Raw genomic sequence first — 14224 nt, forward strand, 5'->3', positions numbered from 1 at the left:
GTCAGGAGGCCAAGGACCGCGCGACCTCCGCGCCGACGTCGTCCGCCTCGCTGATCTCGGCCCACACCGCATCCAGCGACAACCCGAGCACCGCCGCGATGGCCGCGATCGTCGGGAACGCGGGCGTCGCCACCCGGCCCGACTCGATCTTGCGCAGCGTCTCCGGCGACACCCCCGCGTCGAGCGCGACGGTCAGCATCGAACGCTCCCCGCGCGCCCGGCGCATCAGCGCACCGAGACGCTGACCGCGTTCGATCTCGTCCGGGGTGAGAGGGAGCCTGACCATGGCCCCATACTAATACCGGGATAGTCATACCGGTATAGTTATCCGAATGATCGAGATCCTGAACCCCGACGAACTGAACCGGGCCCGAGCGACCGGCGCCCTCGTCGGCCGCATCCTGCAGACGCTGAAGGACCGCGTGGCCGTCGGCACCAACCTCCTCGACATCGACCGCTGGACCGCCGCCCTCATCACGGAGGCCGGTGCCGAGTCCTGCTACGTCGACTACGCGCCCTCCTTCGGGCGCGGCCCGTTCGGCCACTACATCTGCACGGCGGTCAACGACGCCGTGCTGCACGGGATGCCGCACGACTACGCCCTCGCCGACGGCGACCTCCTCACCCTCGACCTCGCCGTCTCGCTGGACGGCATCGCCGCCGACTCCGCGGTCAGCTTCATCGTCGGCGAGACGCAGCGGCCGGAGGACGTCGCCATGATCGAGGCGACCGAGCGCGCACTGCGAGCCGGCATCGCCGCCGCCCGCCCGGGCGCCCGCACCGGCGACCTCGCGCACGCGATCGGCACCGTGCTGGACGAGGCGGGGTACCCGATCAACCTCGAGTTCGGCGGCCACGGCATCGGATCGACGATGCACCAGGACCCCCACATCTCGAACGACGGCCGTCCCGGCCGCGGCTACAAGCTGCGCCCCGGCCTCCTCCTCGCGCTGGAACCGTGGGTGATGGCCGACACCGACGAGCTCGTCACCGACGCCGACGGCTGGACTCTGCGCAGCGCGACCGGCGCCCGCACGGCGCACAGCGAGCACACGATCGCCATCACGGCCGACGGCGCCGAGATCCTCACCCTCCGCGCGCCCTGATCACCCCATCGAAGCGGCGAATTCTTCGCCGTCTCGGCGGATTCGCGTGCACTTCGTGCCGCCTCGGCGGGCTACTGCAGGATGAACTGCTTGGTCTCGGGGGACTCGATCCCCGCGACGGTCGTCGTCAGGTGGTACGACGCTCCCGCCGCCGGGACCTGCTCGCGGCTCGCCTGGCAGGTGGAGGGGTCGGAGCGGGTGCGGTCCCAGGTGATCGGCGTCTGCGACGAGATCGTCTTGCCGGGCTGGAGCAGGACCTCCGCGTCGACCTTGTCGGTCTGGCAGTCGGTCGACTTCCAGTAGACCTCGGCGCCGCTGGTGATGGTGAACAGTTGCTGCGCCGTCCCGGCGTCGATCTTGCACGCGGCCGAGCCGGTGTTGGTGATCGCGACCGACAGCTGCGGCAGCTCGCCGGCGGCGTAGGTTGCCTTGTCCGTGACCGCCTCGACGCGGACGTTCGCCGTGTCGCACGCGGCGCCGCTGGCCGAGGCGCTGGACGTCGGGATGCTGGTCGCGGGAGGCGTCGTCGTCTTCGGCGCGCTCGTGGTGGAGGCGGGAGCGGGGGCACCGTCCGACGCGCCGGGGCGCACGATGATCAGCACGACGACGAGGATGACGGCGAGCAGGCCGATCCCGAGGATGAGCCGGCGTCGCCAATAGACCTTGCTCGGCTGGGGGCCGACAGGATGCTTGAACGTCGACATGCCCGCAGCATAACCGCGCGCCGCCCGATTGCCGGTCGCAACGCGCTCAGAGGAGCTTCAACATCCTTGTATTTCCCAGGGTGTTGGGCTTCACGCGCGCCAGATCGAGGAACTCGGCGACGCCCTCGTCGTTGGAGCGGACGAGCTCGGCGTAGAGGGCCGGGTCGACCGACTCCTCCCCCATGTCCTCGAAGCCGTTGCGCTCGAAGAAGCCGACCTCGAACGTCAGGCAGAACAGGCGGCTGAGCCCGAGCTCGCGGGCGTCCGTCTCGAGCCGCTCCAGCAGCGCACGGCCGACGCCGCGCCCGAGCCACTCCTCCGAGACCGCGAGAGTGCGCACCTCGCCGAGGTCGCTCCACATCACGTGGAGGGCGCCGCAGCCGATCAGGTTGCCGTCCGCGTCCTCCGCGACCCGGAACTCCTGCACGGCCTCGTAGAACGTCACCGTCTCTTTGCCGAGCAGGATGCGTCGTCGGACCAGCGGCTCCACCAGTTGCTGGATGCGCGCCACGTCTCCCGTGCGCGCGCGCCGAACACTGATCCCGGAGGTGCGCGCTGAGTCCACCAGACAAGCCTACTGTCGCGCCCGCCCGGCATCGAAAGAAGAGGCACATGTTAGCTTTGACTGCCCGTCCCGACGCGTCGCGGGAGGGGTCTGACGCCCGAGAACGAAGGAAACGTGAGAACGCAGTGGGTCCATTCAAGGCAGCGGTCGACTGGATCAACCGCAACCGGGCCGACGTCCTCGTCTGGCTGATCGCCGCCGTGACCTGGGTGCTCGGCTATCTCTCGTACATCCGCAACCTGGGCCTCTACTTCTACGACTCGCGCTACTACATGGCGTACGCCTTCTGGTTCAGCGGCGACTCCCAGCAGGTCGCGCGTGACAAGACCGCCGCGTTCTTCGCCGCGCACAACATCGTGATGCCGAGCACCGACGTGACCTTCGGCTGGGGGCTCGTGCAGCCGCGCGTCGTGCTCCCGTTGCTCTCCGCGCCGTTCATGGGCCTCGGCCCGTACGGTCTGGCGGTGATCCCTGCGCTCGCGTCGATCGCATTCACCATCGTCGCGCTCATCCTGATGAAGCGGCGATACGGGAACCTGGCGGCGATCGCCACGATCGTCCTCGCTCTCGCGAGCTTCCACATCATGATCTACATGACCGCGATGCTGACCGAGTCCCTGTCCGCCCTGTGGAGCGCCCTCGCGCTCCTGGTCGCGTGGCGGTACATGCGCACGAGGCAGTGGTGGCTCCTCGTCATCGTCGGCGGAATCACCCTGTTGTCCGCGTTCACCCGCCAAGCGACGCTGATCATGGCGGGTGCTTTCGTCGCTGCCTGGCTGCTCGGGATGCTCGTCTCGCTGCGCTGGCGCTCGCCCTGGATGTGGCCCGCGATCGTCGTCGGTGCGACGGCCGTCGGAGCCCAGATCGTCCAAACGCTCGTCTTCCCGTTCTCGCAGGCGAGCCAGTTCATGCGCATCACCGGGAGTTCCACACTCACCGAAGCGATCGGACACGTGCCGGGTCTCGCGAAACTCCTGCTCGTCACCGACATCAAGGACTTCATGCAGAACGACAAGCCGCTGCTGTTCATCCTCTTCTTGAGCGTCGGCGCGATGATCCTGTTCTGGCGGCACGAAGAGGCCCACCTGCTTTTCGGAGCGATCCTCGCGGTCGCGCTCTACAACATCACCAACGGCACCTCAACGACGTTCCGCTATGCGATCCCCGGCGTCATCTTCTACCTGCTCCCCCTCGCACTGATGCTGCAGGCGACCGTCAAGCGACGACAGCCAGGGACGGCTCCGGAACTGACCGCTCCGCCTCAGCGCCTGTAGCGCGCCAGCACCGACGCGCCGAGGTAGCGCACAGGCGCGTCGCGGCGCACGCTGTCCAGGATCCCGGGCGTCACCAGACCGCCGACGGAGAGGTGCCGGGATGCCCGAGACGCCAGCCGCGTGATGCGGCTTTCGTCCCTCGCACCCGTTAGGACCTCCCGGAACAACGTCGCCTCGTCGCGCGAGAGAACGCGACCCACGCGGGGAGCGAGTGCGACGAGAGCGCGCGCAGCGGTCCCTGCGAACGCGACCTCCGACGCGGTCAGGTGCCGGTCGGCACGCCCGGCGAGGGCGCCGATCACCTGCACCCGCAGCAGCTTGGCGACGATCCCGACGCGTGCGTCCTGATCGAGACGCGCCCAGAACGGCTCGCGCACCAGGGGCTCGACGAACGCGAGGTCGTCGGCGAGCGGCCTCTGCTCCAGAGTGACCCGATCGCCGGCGTCGGGGGCGACCATATAGGCGTACCGGGGGTCGGCCGCGACGATCCGGGCGTCAGAGAACCACAAGCGCAGTCCGGGCGCGAGGTCTTCGGCCGTCCGCAGCCCGGGCTCGGGATAGGCGTCGCGGGCGAGCTCCGCGCGGATGAGACCCATCGTGCTCGTCCGGTAGGCGAGCCGGTCTCGCACGGGGTCGAGCCGCGTGCGGAAGGGGCGGCGCGGCGGAGTCGGGAAGTCACGGCGGGTCCCGACCATCCGCATCGACGGCAGCACGATGTCCGCGTCGTATCGGCGCTGCGTCCGCATCCAGGATTCGATCGCCCCGTCCGCGAGGAAGTCGTCGGAGTCGATCTTCATGAAGAACGGCGATTCGAGCCGTTCCAGAGCGAATCGGAGAGGCCCCGCGGGCGACCGCACTCCGTCCTGGAACGCGAGGACCTGCACGCGCGGGTCCTCCGCGTGCTCGCCCAGGGCAGTCCGGATGTCGGAGGCGTCGACGTCGTGCGCCACGACCACCAGCCGGATCGGCACGGACGTTCCGAGCACCGACGCCGCCAGGCGCGCGATCGGGCGCTGCGCCGAATGGACGGGGACGAGGACGTCGACCGAGCTCGTCATCTCACGGGTCCTGGCGCAGCGATCCGTGCGATCGCGTCACCCCAGACGGGGGTCTGCGTCTCGGCGGAGAGCAGCGGGGCGGCGACATCGGAGCGCGCCTTCCAGGTGGCCACCGTTTCGCGGTCGAGTCCGCGCAGCACGTCCGCCAGGGCCTCGGCGGTGAAGTCCGTCGTCACGGCACCGAAGCCCTTCTCCTCGAGGATCCGCTTCATCTCGGGCGACGGCCCGATGATGAGCCCCAGTCGGGCCTGCACGTACTCGAAGAACTTGTTGGGCAACGCGAAGGCGTTGTTGAAGTTGGTCGGAGCGAGGATGTGCAGGCCGACGTCGTAGCCGTTCAGCGTCGAGACGAGCTCGTCGAAGGGGACCGGGTCGTGGAACGCGATGTTCGCGTTGCCCGCCGCTCGCGCCTTCAAGGAGTCGAGGTAGCCAGGATCGTTCGGCGCGAGATAGAAGTCGAGCGAGACGGCGGCGTCCGACTGCGCGACGGCGTCGATGAGGATCTCGAGCCGCCGGTTGCGCAGCGCCGCGCCTGCGTGCACCAGGCGCACGGGGTCGGCGACTTCGATCGGCGAGAACGCCGCGTAGGGAGGTGCGTTCATGACCACCGAGGGCTGGAGGCCGAACGTCTCGTGGTACTTGTCGGCGAGGCTCTGACACACCGTCGAGGTGGATGCCGCCTGGCTGACGAACGTCCGGATCTGCCACGACAGGAACGGGGCGACGAAGAGCCGGAAGCGGAGGAGCTCGGAGTTCTGCAGCGGGGCGTACTCGTGCAGGTCCGCATGGAATCCCAAGCGCGGCCGCAATCCGACCGCGACACCCGCCGCGTCGACGTCATTGGCGATGATCACATCCATGCTCCCCGGCTGGATGTGCTCGAGCGCCCAGGTGACGGCACGGTTCTGGCGATACGCACGCCGGTACTGGCGCAGGACGACGGCCAGTCGCGGGTACTGCCAGTAGACGTGGTCGTCGGGCACCTGGAAGTGCTCGACGGCACCCTCGGGCGCCGGCCCGTAGCCGCAGGTGATGAGGTCGTAGTCCGGCGCGAACAGTGCGATCTGCTTCTGGACCCGCGGATCCGAGACGAGGGTCGAGAACGACAGGAGCAGAAGTCGTGGGCGGGTCGTCATAGCGCACACAGCATATCGAACGCACCTCTCCGAACACGTGAGAGTGCGCCGACCCCGGAGGATCGGCGCACTCGTCGCGGACGCGCCTTGCGGCGGTGTGGATCAGCCGTTGGCGGCGAGGTCCGGCGTGGCCGGGCCGGTGCCGATGGCGGCCGCAGCGTTGACGCCGGCGCCGATCGAGTCGGCACGCGCCGTCGTGGTGAACACGAACTCCCCGTCGCGGAAGTCGACGTGGACGTGGTCGCCCGCGTTCAGCTCGCCGTGCAGGATCTTCTCGCTCAGCCGGTCCTCGATCTCGTGCTGCACAGCGCGGCGCAGCGGGCGGGCACCGAGTGTCGGGTCGAACCCGACCTCGATCAGCCGCTCCTTGGCCGGCACCTCCAGCTCGATCGTCATGTCGCGGTCGAGCAGGCGGTCGGACAGGCGCTTGATGAACAGGTCGACGATCTGCAGCAGCTCGGCCTTGTTCAGCTGCGGGAAGACGATGATCTCGTCGACTCGGTTCAGGAACTCGGGCTTGAAGTTCTTCTTCAGCTCCTCGTAGACCTTGCCGCGCATCCGCTCGTAGCCGGTGGTCGGGTCGCCCTCGATCTGGAAGCCGACGGGGCCGCCGGAGATGTCCTTCGTGCCGAGGTTGGTCGTCATGATGATGACCGTGTTCTTGAAGTCGACGACACGACCCTGACCGTCCGTCAGACGTCCCTCTTCCAGGATCTGGAGGAGCGAGTTGAAGATGTCGGGGTGCGCCTTCTCGATCTCGTCGAAGAGCACGACGCTGAACGGCTTGCGGCGGACCTTCTCGGTGAGCTGGCCACCCTCTTCGAAGCCGACGAATCCGGGAGGGGCGCCGAACAGTCGCGAGACCGTGTGCTTCTCGCCGTACTCCGACATGTCGAGGGAGATCATGGCCGACTCGTCGTCGAACAGGAACTCGGCGAGCGCCTTGGCGAGCTCGGTCTTACCGACACCGGTGGGGCCGGCGAAGATGAACGAGCCGGAGGGGCGCTTCGGGTCCTTGAGGCCGGCACGCGTGCGTCGGATGGTCTTGGAGAGCGCCGCGATGGCCTCCTCCTGACCGATGACGCGCTGGTGCAGCGCCTTCTCCATGAACACGAGGCGAGCGGACTCCTCCTCGGTGAGCTTGAACACCGGGATGCCCGTGGCCTGCGCCAGCACCTCGGCGATCAGGCCCTCGTCGACCTCGGCGGTGGTCTTCACGTCGCCGGAGCGCCACTGCTTCTCGAGGCGCAGCCGCTCGCCGAGGAGGTTCTTCTCCTCGTCGCGCAGGCCGGCGGCCTTCTCGAAGTCCTGCTCCTCGATCGCGGCTTCCTTCTGCGAGCGCACGGCCGAGATCTTGTCGTCGAACTCGCGCAGCTCCGGCGGGGCCGAGAGGATCGACAGGCGCAGGCGGGCGCCGGCCTCGTCGATCAGGTCGATGGCCTTGTCGGGGAGGAAGCGGTCCTGGATGTAGCGGTCCGCCAGGTTCGCGGCCGAGACGATCGCGCCGTCGGTGATGGACACCTTGTGGTGCGCCTCGTAGCGGTCGCGGAGGCCCTTGAGGATGTTGATCGTGTGGGGCAGCGACGGCTCGTTGACCTGGATGGGCTGGAAGCGGCGCTCGAGCGCGGCGTCCTTCTCGAAGTGCTTGCGGTACTCGTCGAGCGTGGTCGCGCCGATGGTCTGCAGCTCGCCGCGGGCCAGCAGCGGCTTCAGGATGCTGGCGGCGTCGATCGCGCCCTCGGCGGCACCCGCACCCACCAGGGTGTGGATCTCGTCGATGAAGGTGATGATGTCGCCGCGCGTGCGGATCTCCTTGGTGACCTTCTTCAGGCGCTCCTCGAAGTCGCCGCGGTAGCGGGAGCCGGCGATGAGCGAGCCGAGGTCGAGCGTGTAGAGCTGCTTGTCCTTCAGCGTCTCGGGCACGTCGCCGCGCACGATCGCCTGGGCCAGGCCCTCGACGACGGCGGTCTTGCCGACGCCGGGCTCACCGATGAGGACGGGGTTGTTCTTGGAGCGGCGCGACAGGATCTGCATGACGCGCTCGATCTCCTTCTCGCGTCCGATCACCGGGTCGAGCTTGTTGTCGCGAGCGGCCTGCGTGAGGTTGCGGCCGAACTGGTCGAGGATCTGGCTACCGGCCTGCGCGGTGTTCTGATCGTTGCCCCCGACCTGGACCTGCTCCTTGCCCTGGTATCCCGAGAGGAGCTGGATGACCTGCTGGCGCACGCGGTTGAGGTCGGCGCCGAGCTTCACGAGCACCTGGGCGGCGACGCCCTCGCCCTCGCGGATCAGGCCGAGGAGGATGTGCTCCGTGCCGATGTAGTTGTGGCCGAGCTGGAGCGCCTCGCGGAGGCTGAGCTCGAGCACCTTCTTGGCGCGCGGGGTGAAGGGGATGTGGCCGGTCGGCTGCTGCTGGCCCTGGCCGATGATGTCCTGGACCTGCTCGCGGACGGCGTCCAGCGAGATGCCGAGCGACTCGAGCGCCTTGGCGGCGACTCCCTCACCCTCGTGGATCAGGCCGAGCAGGATGTGCTCCGTCCCGATGTAGTTGTGGTTGAGCATCTTGGCCTCTTCTTGGGCCAGGACGACGACGCGGCGGGCGCGGTCGGTGAATCTCTCGAACATGTCTACTCCTCGCGACGCCTTGCAGGGTCGGCATCGATACAAAGAGAGTAACCACCGCACCCGGCATCCCGGGCCCCTGTTCGCCGTGGGCGTGACGGGGCTTGCGTCCGACGACGGGCTGTGCAATCGTATCGATAGTCGTTATTAACGAATGTCGATATGTGGAGGAGAGCATGAGCACCGTCGAGGGTTACCGCCAGTCGAAGGGCGATCGGGCGTCGATCGTGGCGTTCATCGTGGCGGGCGTCGTGCTCGCGGGGTGGTCGATCGTCCAGGCCGTCCGCACGATCGTGGAGGCCGCATCCAATCGCGATGTGCGCGTCCTCGCCGACTTCGCGGGCACGACCGCCCAGGCGCCGATCGGTCCGGGCGGGTCCATGCGCGAGGTCGAGCTCGCCACCGCCTATGTGACGGCTCCGCAGCTGCCGGCCGCATCCTTCGTTGCGCTGATCCTGCGGGAGATCCTGACGGCGGCCACCGTCGTCGGCGTCATCGTCTGCCTCGTCTGGCTCGCGATCAACGTGCTCCGCGGGCGCATCTTCTCCCGGGCGAACACCGCGCTCGTCGCGATCGCGAGCGTCTACGGCCTGGTCGCCTGGGCCGGGATCGCCTTGCTGAACACGATGGTCGCGAACGGCGCGATCGCCCGCATCAGCGATCGGGACTTCGACAATCCGGTCATGTCGATCCCCCTCCAGCCGCTGCTGCTCCTGGCCTTCGCCGCTGCCATCGTCGCCACCGCGTTCACCGTCGGCGACCGGATGCGGCGCGACACCGAAGGCCTCGTCTGATGGGAGACGAGGAGTCCGGGGTCCACTGCCGGCTCGACGAGCTCCTCGCCGAGCGCGGGATGACCGTCGTGCGGCTCTCGGAACTGGTCGGGGTCAGCGTGGTCAACCTCTCCATCCTGAAGAACGACCGCGCCAAGGCGATCCGCTACTCCACCCTCGTGGCGATCTGCCGCGCGCTGGACTGCGAGATCGGCGACCTGCTCGTCCTGACGGCGCCGCCGGTTGCCTGAGCGGTGGGGCTAGCATGCAGCGCATGAGCATCGCACTGGAGAACGTGGGCATCGCCGTCCGCGATCTGGATGAGACCATCGCCTTCTTCACCGACCTCGGCCTGACCGTGGTCGGGCGAGACGAAGTAAGCGGCGAGTGGGCCGACACCGCGGTCGGGCTCGACGGCAACCACGCCAGGATCGCGATGCTCCAGACGCCGGACGGCCACGGCCGCCTCGAGCTCTTCGAGTACATCCACCCCGACGCGATCGAGACCGAGCCGACCCTCCCGAACGAGATCGGCATGCACCGCGTCGCGTTCTCGGTCGACGACATCGACGAGGCGCTCGCGATCGCCGCGAAGCACGGCGTCCACCCCCTGCGGGGCGTCGCGAACTACCAGGATGTCTACAAGCTGTCGTATCTGCGCGGGCCCAGCGGGATCATCGTGATGCTCGCGCAGGACCTGACCAAGGGCTGAGCCCGGGTCTCAGCCCTGCAGGCCCGGGATGGTGAGCGTGCCGTCGGGGACGGTGATCGTCACGTCCGACGTGGTCGTGACGCCCTTCGGGGTCGCGAAGACCGTCGTGTGCGGCACGTAGTCGCGGGTGCAGACGCCGCCCGGAGCGGGCGAGAGCGTCGCCTTCAGCTGGTTGTCGCCGGTGACGCTGATGGAGGCGACGGTCGGCGGGCAGGTCGAGCTGCCGTAGAGCACGATGCCGAACTGGCGGCCGTCGTCGAGCCACGCGGCCCAGGAGGCTCCCCCGGCGCTGCTGGCCGGCGCCTCCACGCCCGTCGGCTCGCCGGCGTAGTCCTTCACGGGCTGCTGCTGGGACTTGATCCCGCAGCCCGCGAGCGCGACCAGCACGAGCACCCCTCCGGCGAGGGAGGTCAGGGGGCGGGTCGCGGTCCGGGGCACGGGTCCATTCTAGGAACGGGAGGCTGGGAAGCGGCGCCGCTCCGCCGTCGGAAGCCTAGGATGCCGCTATGAGCAACCTGGAGCGCGACCCGGCCGAGGTGCTCGCGGTCGGCACGGCGCTGGCGGAGCCGGCCCCCGCGACCGGCGGCGAAGTGGAGATCCTGGAGCCGCGGGACGTGCCGCTCGGCGGCCCGCGCGCCATGAACGTGCGCCGCACCCTTCCCCAGCGCCGCCGCTCGCTCATCGGCGGCTGGTGCTTCATCGACCACTACGGGCCGGATGACGTGTCCGCGACGGGCGGGATGCGGGTGCCGCCGCACCCGCACACCGGACTCCAGACGGTCAGCTGGCTCTTCGAGGGCGAGATCGAGCACCGCGACAGCGTGGGCAGTCACGCGCTCGTGCGACCCGGCGAGCTCAACCTGATGACCGCCGGGCACGGGATCAGCCACTCCGAGGTGTCGACGCCGGAGGCTCGGGTGCTGCACGGCGTCCAGCTCTGGGTCGCCCTGCCCGCGGCCTCCCGTGACGTCGCCCCGTTCTTCGAGCACCACGTTCCCGTACCGTCGGCGCTGGGCGATGCCACGGTGCGCACGTTCGTCGGCTCGCTCGCCGGGAGCGGTACCGCGGCGACCGTCTTCTCCCCGCTCGTCGGCGCCGAGATCACGGCGCCCGCCGGTGCGACCGTACGCATCCCGCTCGACACTGCGTTCGAGCACGGCATCCTCGTCGACGCCGGATCGGTCTCCGTCGCCGGTACCGCCGTCCCGGTCGCGCATCTGGGGTACCTCGCTCCCGGACGCGACGCGGTGGAGGTCGTCGTCGGCGCCGACGGACCGGCCCGGCTCGTGCTCCTCGGCGGCGAGCCGCTCGGCGAGCAGATCGTCATGTGGTGGAACTTCATCGGCCGCACCCACGACGACGTCGTCGCGGCGCGCGGCCAGTGGCAGGGCGAGGTGATCGCCGGCGAGCAGCCGCACGGCCGGTTCGGCACGGTCGCGGGCTACGACGGCGCTCCCCTCCCGGCCCCCGAGCTCCCCACCGTCCGCCTCAAGCCCCGCGGCTGACCCGGGCGTCCGCACAGGCGGGCGCGGTACGATGAGCGCGTTATGAACGACATCATCGGCGGTATCGTGTGGTCGCTGGCTCCGACCGTCCTGGTCGGGCTGCTCTTCTGGCTCATCATGCGCAAGATCGTGCACGCCGACCGCACGGAGCGGAAGGTCTACGCCCGCATGGAGGCCGAAGAGCGCGCACGCCGCGGCCTCGCCCCCAAGCCGTAGCCTCCACCGCCCCGACACATTCGGCACGAATGTACGTTGAGGGGCGCGCTTTCACGACATTCGGCACGAATGTCGCCGCGGTACGACGGCGCCGCTCCCGCTACTGCAGCGCCGAGGTCAGCCGCGCGAGGTTGTCGAGCACCGTCGAGCGCAGCGGCTGCTTCATCCACTCCTCGAGCGTGAGCTCGCGGCTCTCGCGCCGGTAGCCGTCTTCGACCTTGCGCATCTCCTCCACGAACGAGCGGCCGCGCACCATGAGCGAGACCTCCATGTTCAGCAGGAACGAGCGCATGTCCATGTTGCTCGAGCCGATCACGGCGACGTCGTCGTCGATGGTGAAGTGCTTGGCGTGGAGGATGTACGGAGCCTTGTACATCCAGATCTTCACGCCCGCACGCAGCAGCGCCTCGTAGTACGACCGCTGCGCGTGGTACACCAGCGCCTGGTCGCCGATCTCGGAGACGAACAGCTCCACCGAGATGCCGCGCTGAGTGGCGGTGGTGATCGCGGTGAGCATCGACTCGTCTGGCACGAAGTACGGCGACGTGATGACGATGCGCTCCTGCGCGTAGTAGAGCAGCGCCAGGAAGAGCCGGAGGTTGTTCTCGCCCGCGAATCCCGGTCCGGAGGGGACGACCTGGGCATCCAACTCCTCGGGCTGGATGTCGTCGGTGATCGGCTCCGTCTCGCGGCGGAGCAGCTCGTCGGTCTCGCTGTACCAGTCGGTGATGAAGATGGCGTTGAGACCGGCGACGATCGGCCCCTCCAGCCGCACGATGAGCTCTTTCCATTTGAGCCCGCGGCGGATATTGGACTTCTTGTTGTAGCTGCGGTCGATGATGTTCTGAGAACCCATGAAGGCGACGCGGCCGTCGACGATGAGCAGCTTGCGGTGGTTGCGCAGGTCGGGCCGCTGGTACTTGCCCTTGAAGGGCTGGACCGGCAGCATCAGCTGCCAGCGCGCCCCCATCTCGGTGAGCCGCTTGATGGTCCGCTTGTAGTCGCGCGTTCGCACGGAGGCGATGTGGTCGAGCAGCACCCGGACCATGACGCCGCGCTTCACCGCGTCGGCGAGCGCGTCGAAGAACGGCTCCGTGGTGTCGTCGAGCGACAGGATGTAGAACTCGACGTGCACGTACTTGCGGGCGGCCTTGATCTCGGTCGTCATCGCGTCGAGGGAGCCCTGGTAGTCCCCGTTCAGGCTGGCCCGGTTGCCGCCCACGAGCGGCATCGCCCCCAGGTTGCGGTTGAGTTCCACGACCGACTCGAGCCACGGCGGCCACGGGTGATCGCGGCGCACGCGCTCGATGCCCTCGGTCGACTCGATGATGAAGTTGTTGATCTCGATCTGCTTGTCACGGCGCCGCTTCGGCAGCTTGTAGCTGCCGATCAGCAGGAAGAACAGCACGCCGATGTACGGGATGAGGAAGATCGCGAGCAGCCACGCGGTCGCCGACGTCGGCTTGCGGTTGCGCGGGACGACGATGATCGCGATCACGCGGATGATGAAGTCGATGAGCAGCGCCACTACGACGATGACGGTGCTCAGGAAGCCTGCGTCCATCCGGTCCTCTCGGTCGCAGGCGCGCTCGGAGCGATGCACCTACAGGGATACCGTAGCGAAGCGGAGGGACAATGGTGCGCCACCACCCGTGAATGGAGCCCGACACGCCTCCCGTCAACGTCTTCCTGACCACCTGGTCGTTCGACCCGGCCGCCGCCGTGCTGCTCGTCGCGGCCACGGCGCTGTACGTCGGAGGGGTGCTCCGGCTGCGCCGCCACGGTCACCGCTGGCCGGCGCGTCTCACGCTGTGGTTCCTGCTGCTCGGCCTCGGGTCGTACGCGTGGATCTCCTTCGGCTTCCTGGGCGCGTACAGCAGCGAGCTGCGCTGGGCGTTCACGACCCGGATCGCCCTGCTGCTGTTCGTCGTGCCCGCGCTGATGAGCCTCGGCCGGCCGATCGCGCTCGCACGGGTCGCGCTGTCCACGACCGGACGGCGGCGCGCCGACCGCGTCCTGCGGTCCCGTCCGGTGCGGGTGCTCGGCAACGCGATGTTCGCGCCCGTGTTCGCGTGCGCCGTGTTCCTGGTGTTCCTCACCCCGGTGGCCGCCGTACTGCGCGACTCGGTGTGGTCGGAGTGGACGATCTCGGTGCTCGTCCCGCTGGCCGGGATGCTGCTGGTGCTGCCGATCGCGGCGCACTCGATCGTCCGCACCGGCTTCTTCATCACGGTCGAGTTCCTGCTGGCGTTCGTCGAGCTGCTGCTGGACGCCGTCCCGGGCCTGCTGCTGCGCCTGAACGACAGCGTGCTCGACGGCGCGGCGCGGATCACGGGGAGGCTGCCGCTCTGGTTCCCGAACGCGCTGCACGATCAGCACCTGTCGGGCGACTTCCTGTGGTTCATCGCCGAGTTCGCCGACGTGCCGATCCTCGTCATCCTGTTCGTGCGATGGATGCGGCTGGACCGCCGCGAGGCGAAGAAGGTCGACGACCTGACCGACGAGCAGCTGGAGGAGCTCACCCGCGCCCACCTGCAGCGGCGCGGCTGAGCC

The 14224-nt window shown here is 68.8% G+C and carries 16 protein-coding genes; 8 read left to right on the top strand and 8 right to left on the bottom strand.

Annotation, left to right across the window (positions count from 1 at the left end; translation table 11 throughout):
- Window position 1: 1 nt before the first annotated feature.
- Window positions 2–286, bottom strand: a complete 285-nt coding sequence (locus tag FHX33_RS16200) for a helix-turn-helix domain-containing protein (RefSeq protein ID WP_021764520.1) — start codon at window positions 284–286, stop codon at window positions 2–4.
- 46 nt (window positions 287–332) lie between these two features.
- On the opposite strand from FHX33_RS16200, the gene map reads away from it, so the two are divergent.
- Complete coding sequence (gene map, locus FHX33_RS16205; protein WP_021764521.1) at window positions 333–1106, top strand: type I methionyl aminopeptidase; 774 nt, start codon at window positions 333–335, stop codon at window positions 1104–1106.
- A 71-nt stretch (window positions 1107–1177) separates the two neighbouring features.
- Here the strand turns inward: map and FHX33_RS16210 are convergent, their stop codons facing one another.
- Both FHX33_RS16210 and FHX33_RS16215 read right to left on the bottom strand, forming a co-directional pair.
- Complete coding sequence (locus tag FHX33_RS16210) at window positions 1178–1810, bottom strand: hypothetical protein (protein ID WP_021764522.1); 633 nt, start codon at window positions 1808–1810, stop codon at window positions 1178–1180.
- Window positions 1811–1856: 46 nt separating this feature from the next.
- Window positions 1857–2378, bottom strand: a complete 522-nt coding sequence (locus FHX33_RS16215; protein ID WP_051337036.1) for an amino-acid N-acetyltransferase — start codon at window positions 2376–2378, stop codon at window positions 1857–1859.
- A gap of 122 nt (window positions 2379–2500) precedes the next feature.
- On the opposite strand from FHX33_RS16215, the gene FHX33_RS16220 reads away from it, so the two are divergent.
- Window positions 2501–3649, top strand: coding sequence for a diguanylate cyclase family protein (locus FHX33_RS16220; RefSeq protein ID WP_021764524.1), 1149 nt, complete (start codon window positions 2501–2503; stop codon window positions 3647–3649).
- Here FHX33_RS16220 and FHX33_RS16225 read toward each other — a convergent pair.
- From FHX33_RS16225 to FHX33_RS16235, 3 genes are all read right to left on the bottom strand, one after another.
- The gene (locus tag FHX33_RS16225; RefSeq protein WP_021764525.1) at window positions 3637–4707 is read right to left on the bottom strand and encodes a glycosyltransferase; all 1071 of its coding nucleotides are present in this window, start codon (window positions 4705–4707) and stop codon (window positions 3637–3639) included. The genes FHX33_RS16220 and FHX33_RS16225 overlap by 13 nt on opposite strands.
- Window positions 4704–5843 (bottom strand): glycosyltransferase family protein, encoded by a 1140-nt coding sequence (locus tag FHX33_RS16230; RefSeq protein WP_021764526.1) that lies wholly within the window; start codon window positions 5841–5843, stop codon window positions 4704–4706. Before FHX33_RS16230 ends, FHX33_RS16225 begins: the two co-directional genes overlap by 4 nt.
- A 102-nt stretch (window positions 5844–5945) precedes the next feature.
- Window positions 5946–8468 carry an ATP-dependent Clp protease ATP-binding subunit gene (locus FHX33_RS16235; protein WP_021764527.1) on the bottom strand — a complete coding sequence of 841 codons (2523 nt, stop codon included), beginning with the start codon at window positions 8466–8468 and terminating at the stop codon, window positions 5946–5948.
- 173 nt (window positions 8469–8641) lie between these two features.
- On the opposite strand from FHX33_RS16235, the gene FHX33_RS16240 reads away from it, so the two are divergent.
- Genes FHX33_RS16240 through FHX33_RS16250 form a run of 3 tightly spaced genes read left to right on the top strand, consistent with a single transcriptional unit; the run spans window position 8642 to window position 9950 of the window.
- Complete coding sequence (locus FHX33_RS16240) at window positions 8642–9259, top strand: hypothetical protein (RefSeq protein ID WP_039923381.1); 618 nt, start codon at window positions 8642–8644, stop codon at window positions 9257–9259.
- Window positions 9259–9489 carry a helix-turn-helix domain-containing protein gene (locus FHX33_RS16245; RefSeq protein ID WP_021764529.1) on the top strand — a complete coding sequence of 77 codons (231 nt, stop codon included), beginning with the start codon at window positions 9259–9261 and terminating at the stop codon, window positions 9487–9489. Before FHX33_RS16240 ends, FHX33_RS16245 begins: the two co-directional genes overlap by 1 nt.
- Before the next feature lie 23 nt (window positions 9490–9512).
- Window positions 9513–9950 (top strand): VOC family protein, encoded by a 438-nt coding sequence (locus FHX33_RS16250; RefSeq protein WP_039923382.1) that lies wholly within the window; start codon window positions 9513–9515, stop codon window positions 9948–9950.
- A gap of 9 nt (window positions 9951–9959) precedes the next feature.
- On the opposite strand, the gene FHX33_RS16255 is transcribed toward FHX33_RS16250, so the two are convergent.
- Window positions 9960–10388: a hypothetical protein gene (locus tag FHX33_RS16255; RefSeq protein WP_021764531.1), complete on the bottom strand. Its 429-nt coding sequence runs from the start codon at window positions 10386–10388 to the stop codon at window positions 9960–9962.
- Between the two features lie 68 nt (window positions 10389–10456).
- On the opposite strand from FHX33_RS16255, the gene FHX33_RS16260 reads away from it, so the two are divergent.
- Together FHX33_RS16260 and FHX33_RS16265 are read left to right on the top strand one after the other, a co-directional pair.
- Window positions 10457–11455, top strand: a complete 999-nt coding sequence (locus FHX33_RS16260) for a pirin family protein (protein ID WP_021764532.1) — start codon at window positions 10457–10459, stop codon at window positions 11453–11455.
- A 42-nt stretch (window positions 11456–11497) separates the two neighbouring features.
- Window positions 11498–11671, top strand: coding sequence for a hypothetical protein (locus FHX33_RS16265; protein ID WP_021764533.1), 174 nt, complete (start codon window positions 11498–11500; stop codon window positions 11669–11671).
- A 100-nt stretch (window positions 11672–11771) separates the two neighbouring features.
- On the opposite strand, the gene cls is transcribed toward FHX33_RS16265, so the two are convergent.
- Entirely contained in the window at window positions 11772–13235 is a 1464-nt protein-coding gene (gene cls / locus FHX33_RS16270) for a cardiolipin synthase (protein WP_021764534.1), read from the bottom strand.
- Between the two features lie 92 nt (window positions 13236–13327).
- Here cls and FHX33_RS16275 point away from each other — a divergent pair, with 92 nt between their 5' ends.
- The gene (locus tag FHX33_RS16275) at window positions 13328–14221 is read left to right on the top strand and encodes a cytochrome c oxidase assembly protein (protein WP_021764535.1); all 894 of its coding nucleotides are present in this window, start codon (window positions 13328–13330) and stop codon (window positions 14219–14221) included.
- The last annotated feature ends 3 nt before the right edge of the window (window positions 14222–14224 follow it).

Source organism: Leifsonia aquatica, from assembly GCF_014190775.1.
GTDB lineage: Bacteria > Actinomycetota > Actinomycetes > Actinomycetales > Microbacteriaceae > Leifsonia > Leifsonia aquatica.

What these genes read in the sequence shown, in the direction of transcription:
- map (WP_021764521.1), top strand. Translation starts at nt 333, where the DNA reads ATGATCGAGATCCTGAACCCCGACGAACTGAACCGGGCCCGAGCGACC.
- FHX33_RS16265 (WP_021764533.1), top strand. Translation starts at nt 11,498, where the DNA reads ATGAACGACATCATCGGCGGTATCGTGTGGTCGCTGGCTCCGACCGTC.
- FHX33_RS16200 (WP_021764520.1), bottom strand. Translation starts at nt 286, where the DNA reads ATGGTCAGGCTCCCTCTCACCCCGGACGAGATCGAACGCGGTCAGCGT.
- FHX33_RS16230 (WP_021764526.1), bottom strand. Translation starts at nt 5,843, where the DNA reads ATGACGACCCGCCCACGACTTCTGCTCCTGTCGTTCTCGACCCTCGTC.
- FHX33_RS16250 (WP_039923382.1), top strand. Translation starts at nt 9,513, where the DNA reads ATGAGCATCGCACTGGAGAACGTGGGCATCGCCGTCCGCGATCTGGAT.
- FHX33_RS16210 (WP_021764522.1), bottom strand. Translation starts at nt 1,810, where the DNA reads ATGTCGACGTTCAAGCATCCTGTCGGCCCCCAGCCGAGCAAGGTCTAT.
- FHX33_RS16235 (WP_021764527.1), bottom strand. Translation starts at nt 8,468, where the DNA reads ATGTTCGAGAGATTCACCGACCGCGCCCGCCGCGTCGTCGTCCTGGCC.
- FHX33_RS16275 (WP_021764535.1), top strand. Translation starts at nt 13,328, where the DNA reads ATGGAGCCCGACACGCCTCCCGTCAACGTCTTCCTGACCACCTGGTCG.
- FHX33_RS16245 (WP_021764529.1), top strand. Translation starts at nt 9,259, where the DNA reads ATGGGAGACGAGGAGTCCGGGGTCCACTGCCGGCTCGACGAGCTCCTC.
- FHX33_RS16240 (WP_039923381.1), top strand. Translation starts at nt 8,642, where the DNA reads ATGAGCACCGTCGAGGGTTACCGCCAGTCGAAGGGCGATCGGGCGTCG.
- cls (WP_021764534.1), bottom strand. Translation starts at nt 13,235, where the DNA reads ATGGACGCAGGCTTCCTGAGCACCGTCATCGTCGTAGTGGCGCTGCTC.
- FHX33_RS16260 (WP_021764532.1), top strand. Translation starts at nt 10,457, where the DNA reads ATGAGCAACCTGGAGCGCGACCCGGCCGAGGTGCTCGCGGTCGGCACG.
- FHX33_RS16225 (WP_021764525.1), bottom strand. Translation starts at nt 4,707, where the DNA reads ATGACGAGCTCGGTCGACGTCCTCGTCCCCGTCCATTCGGCGCAGCGC.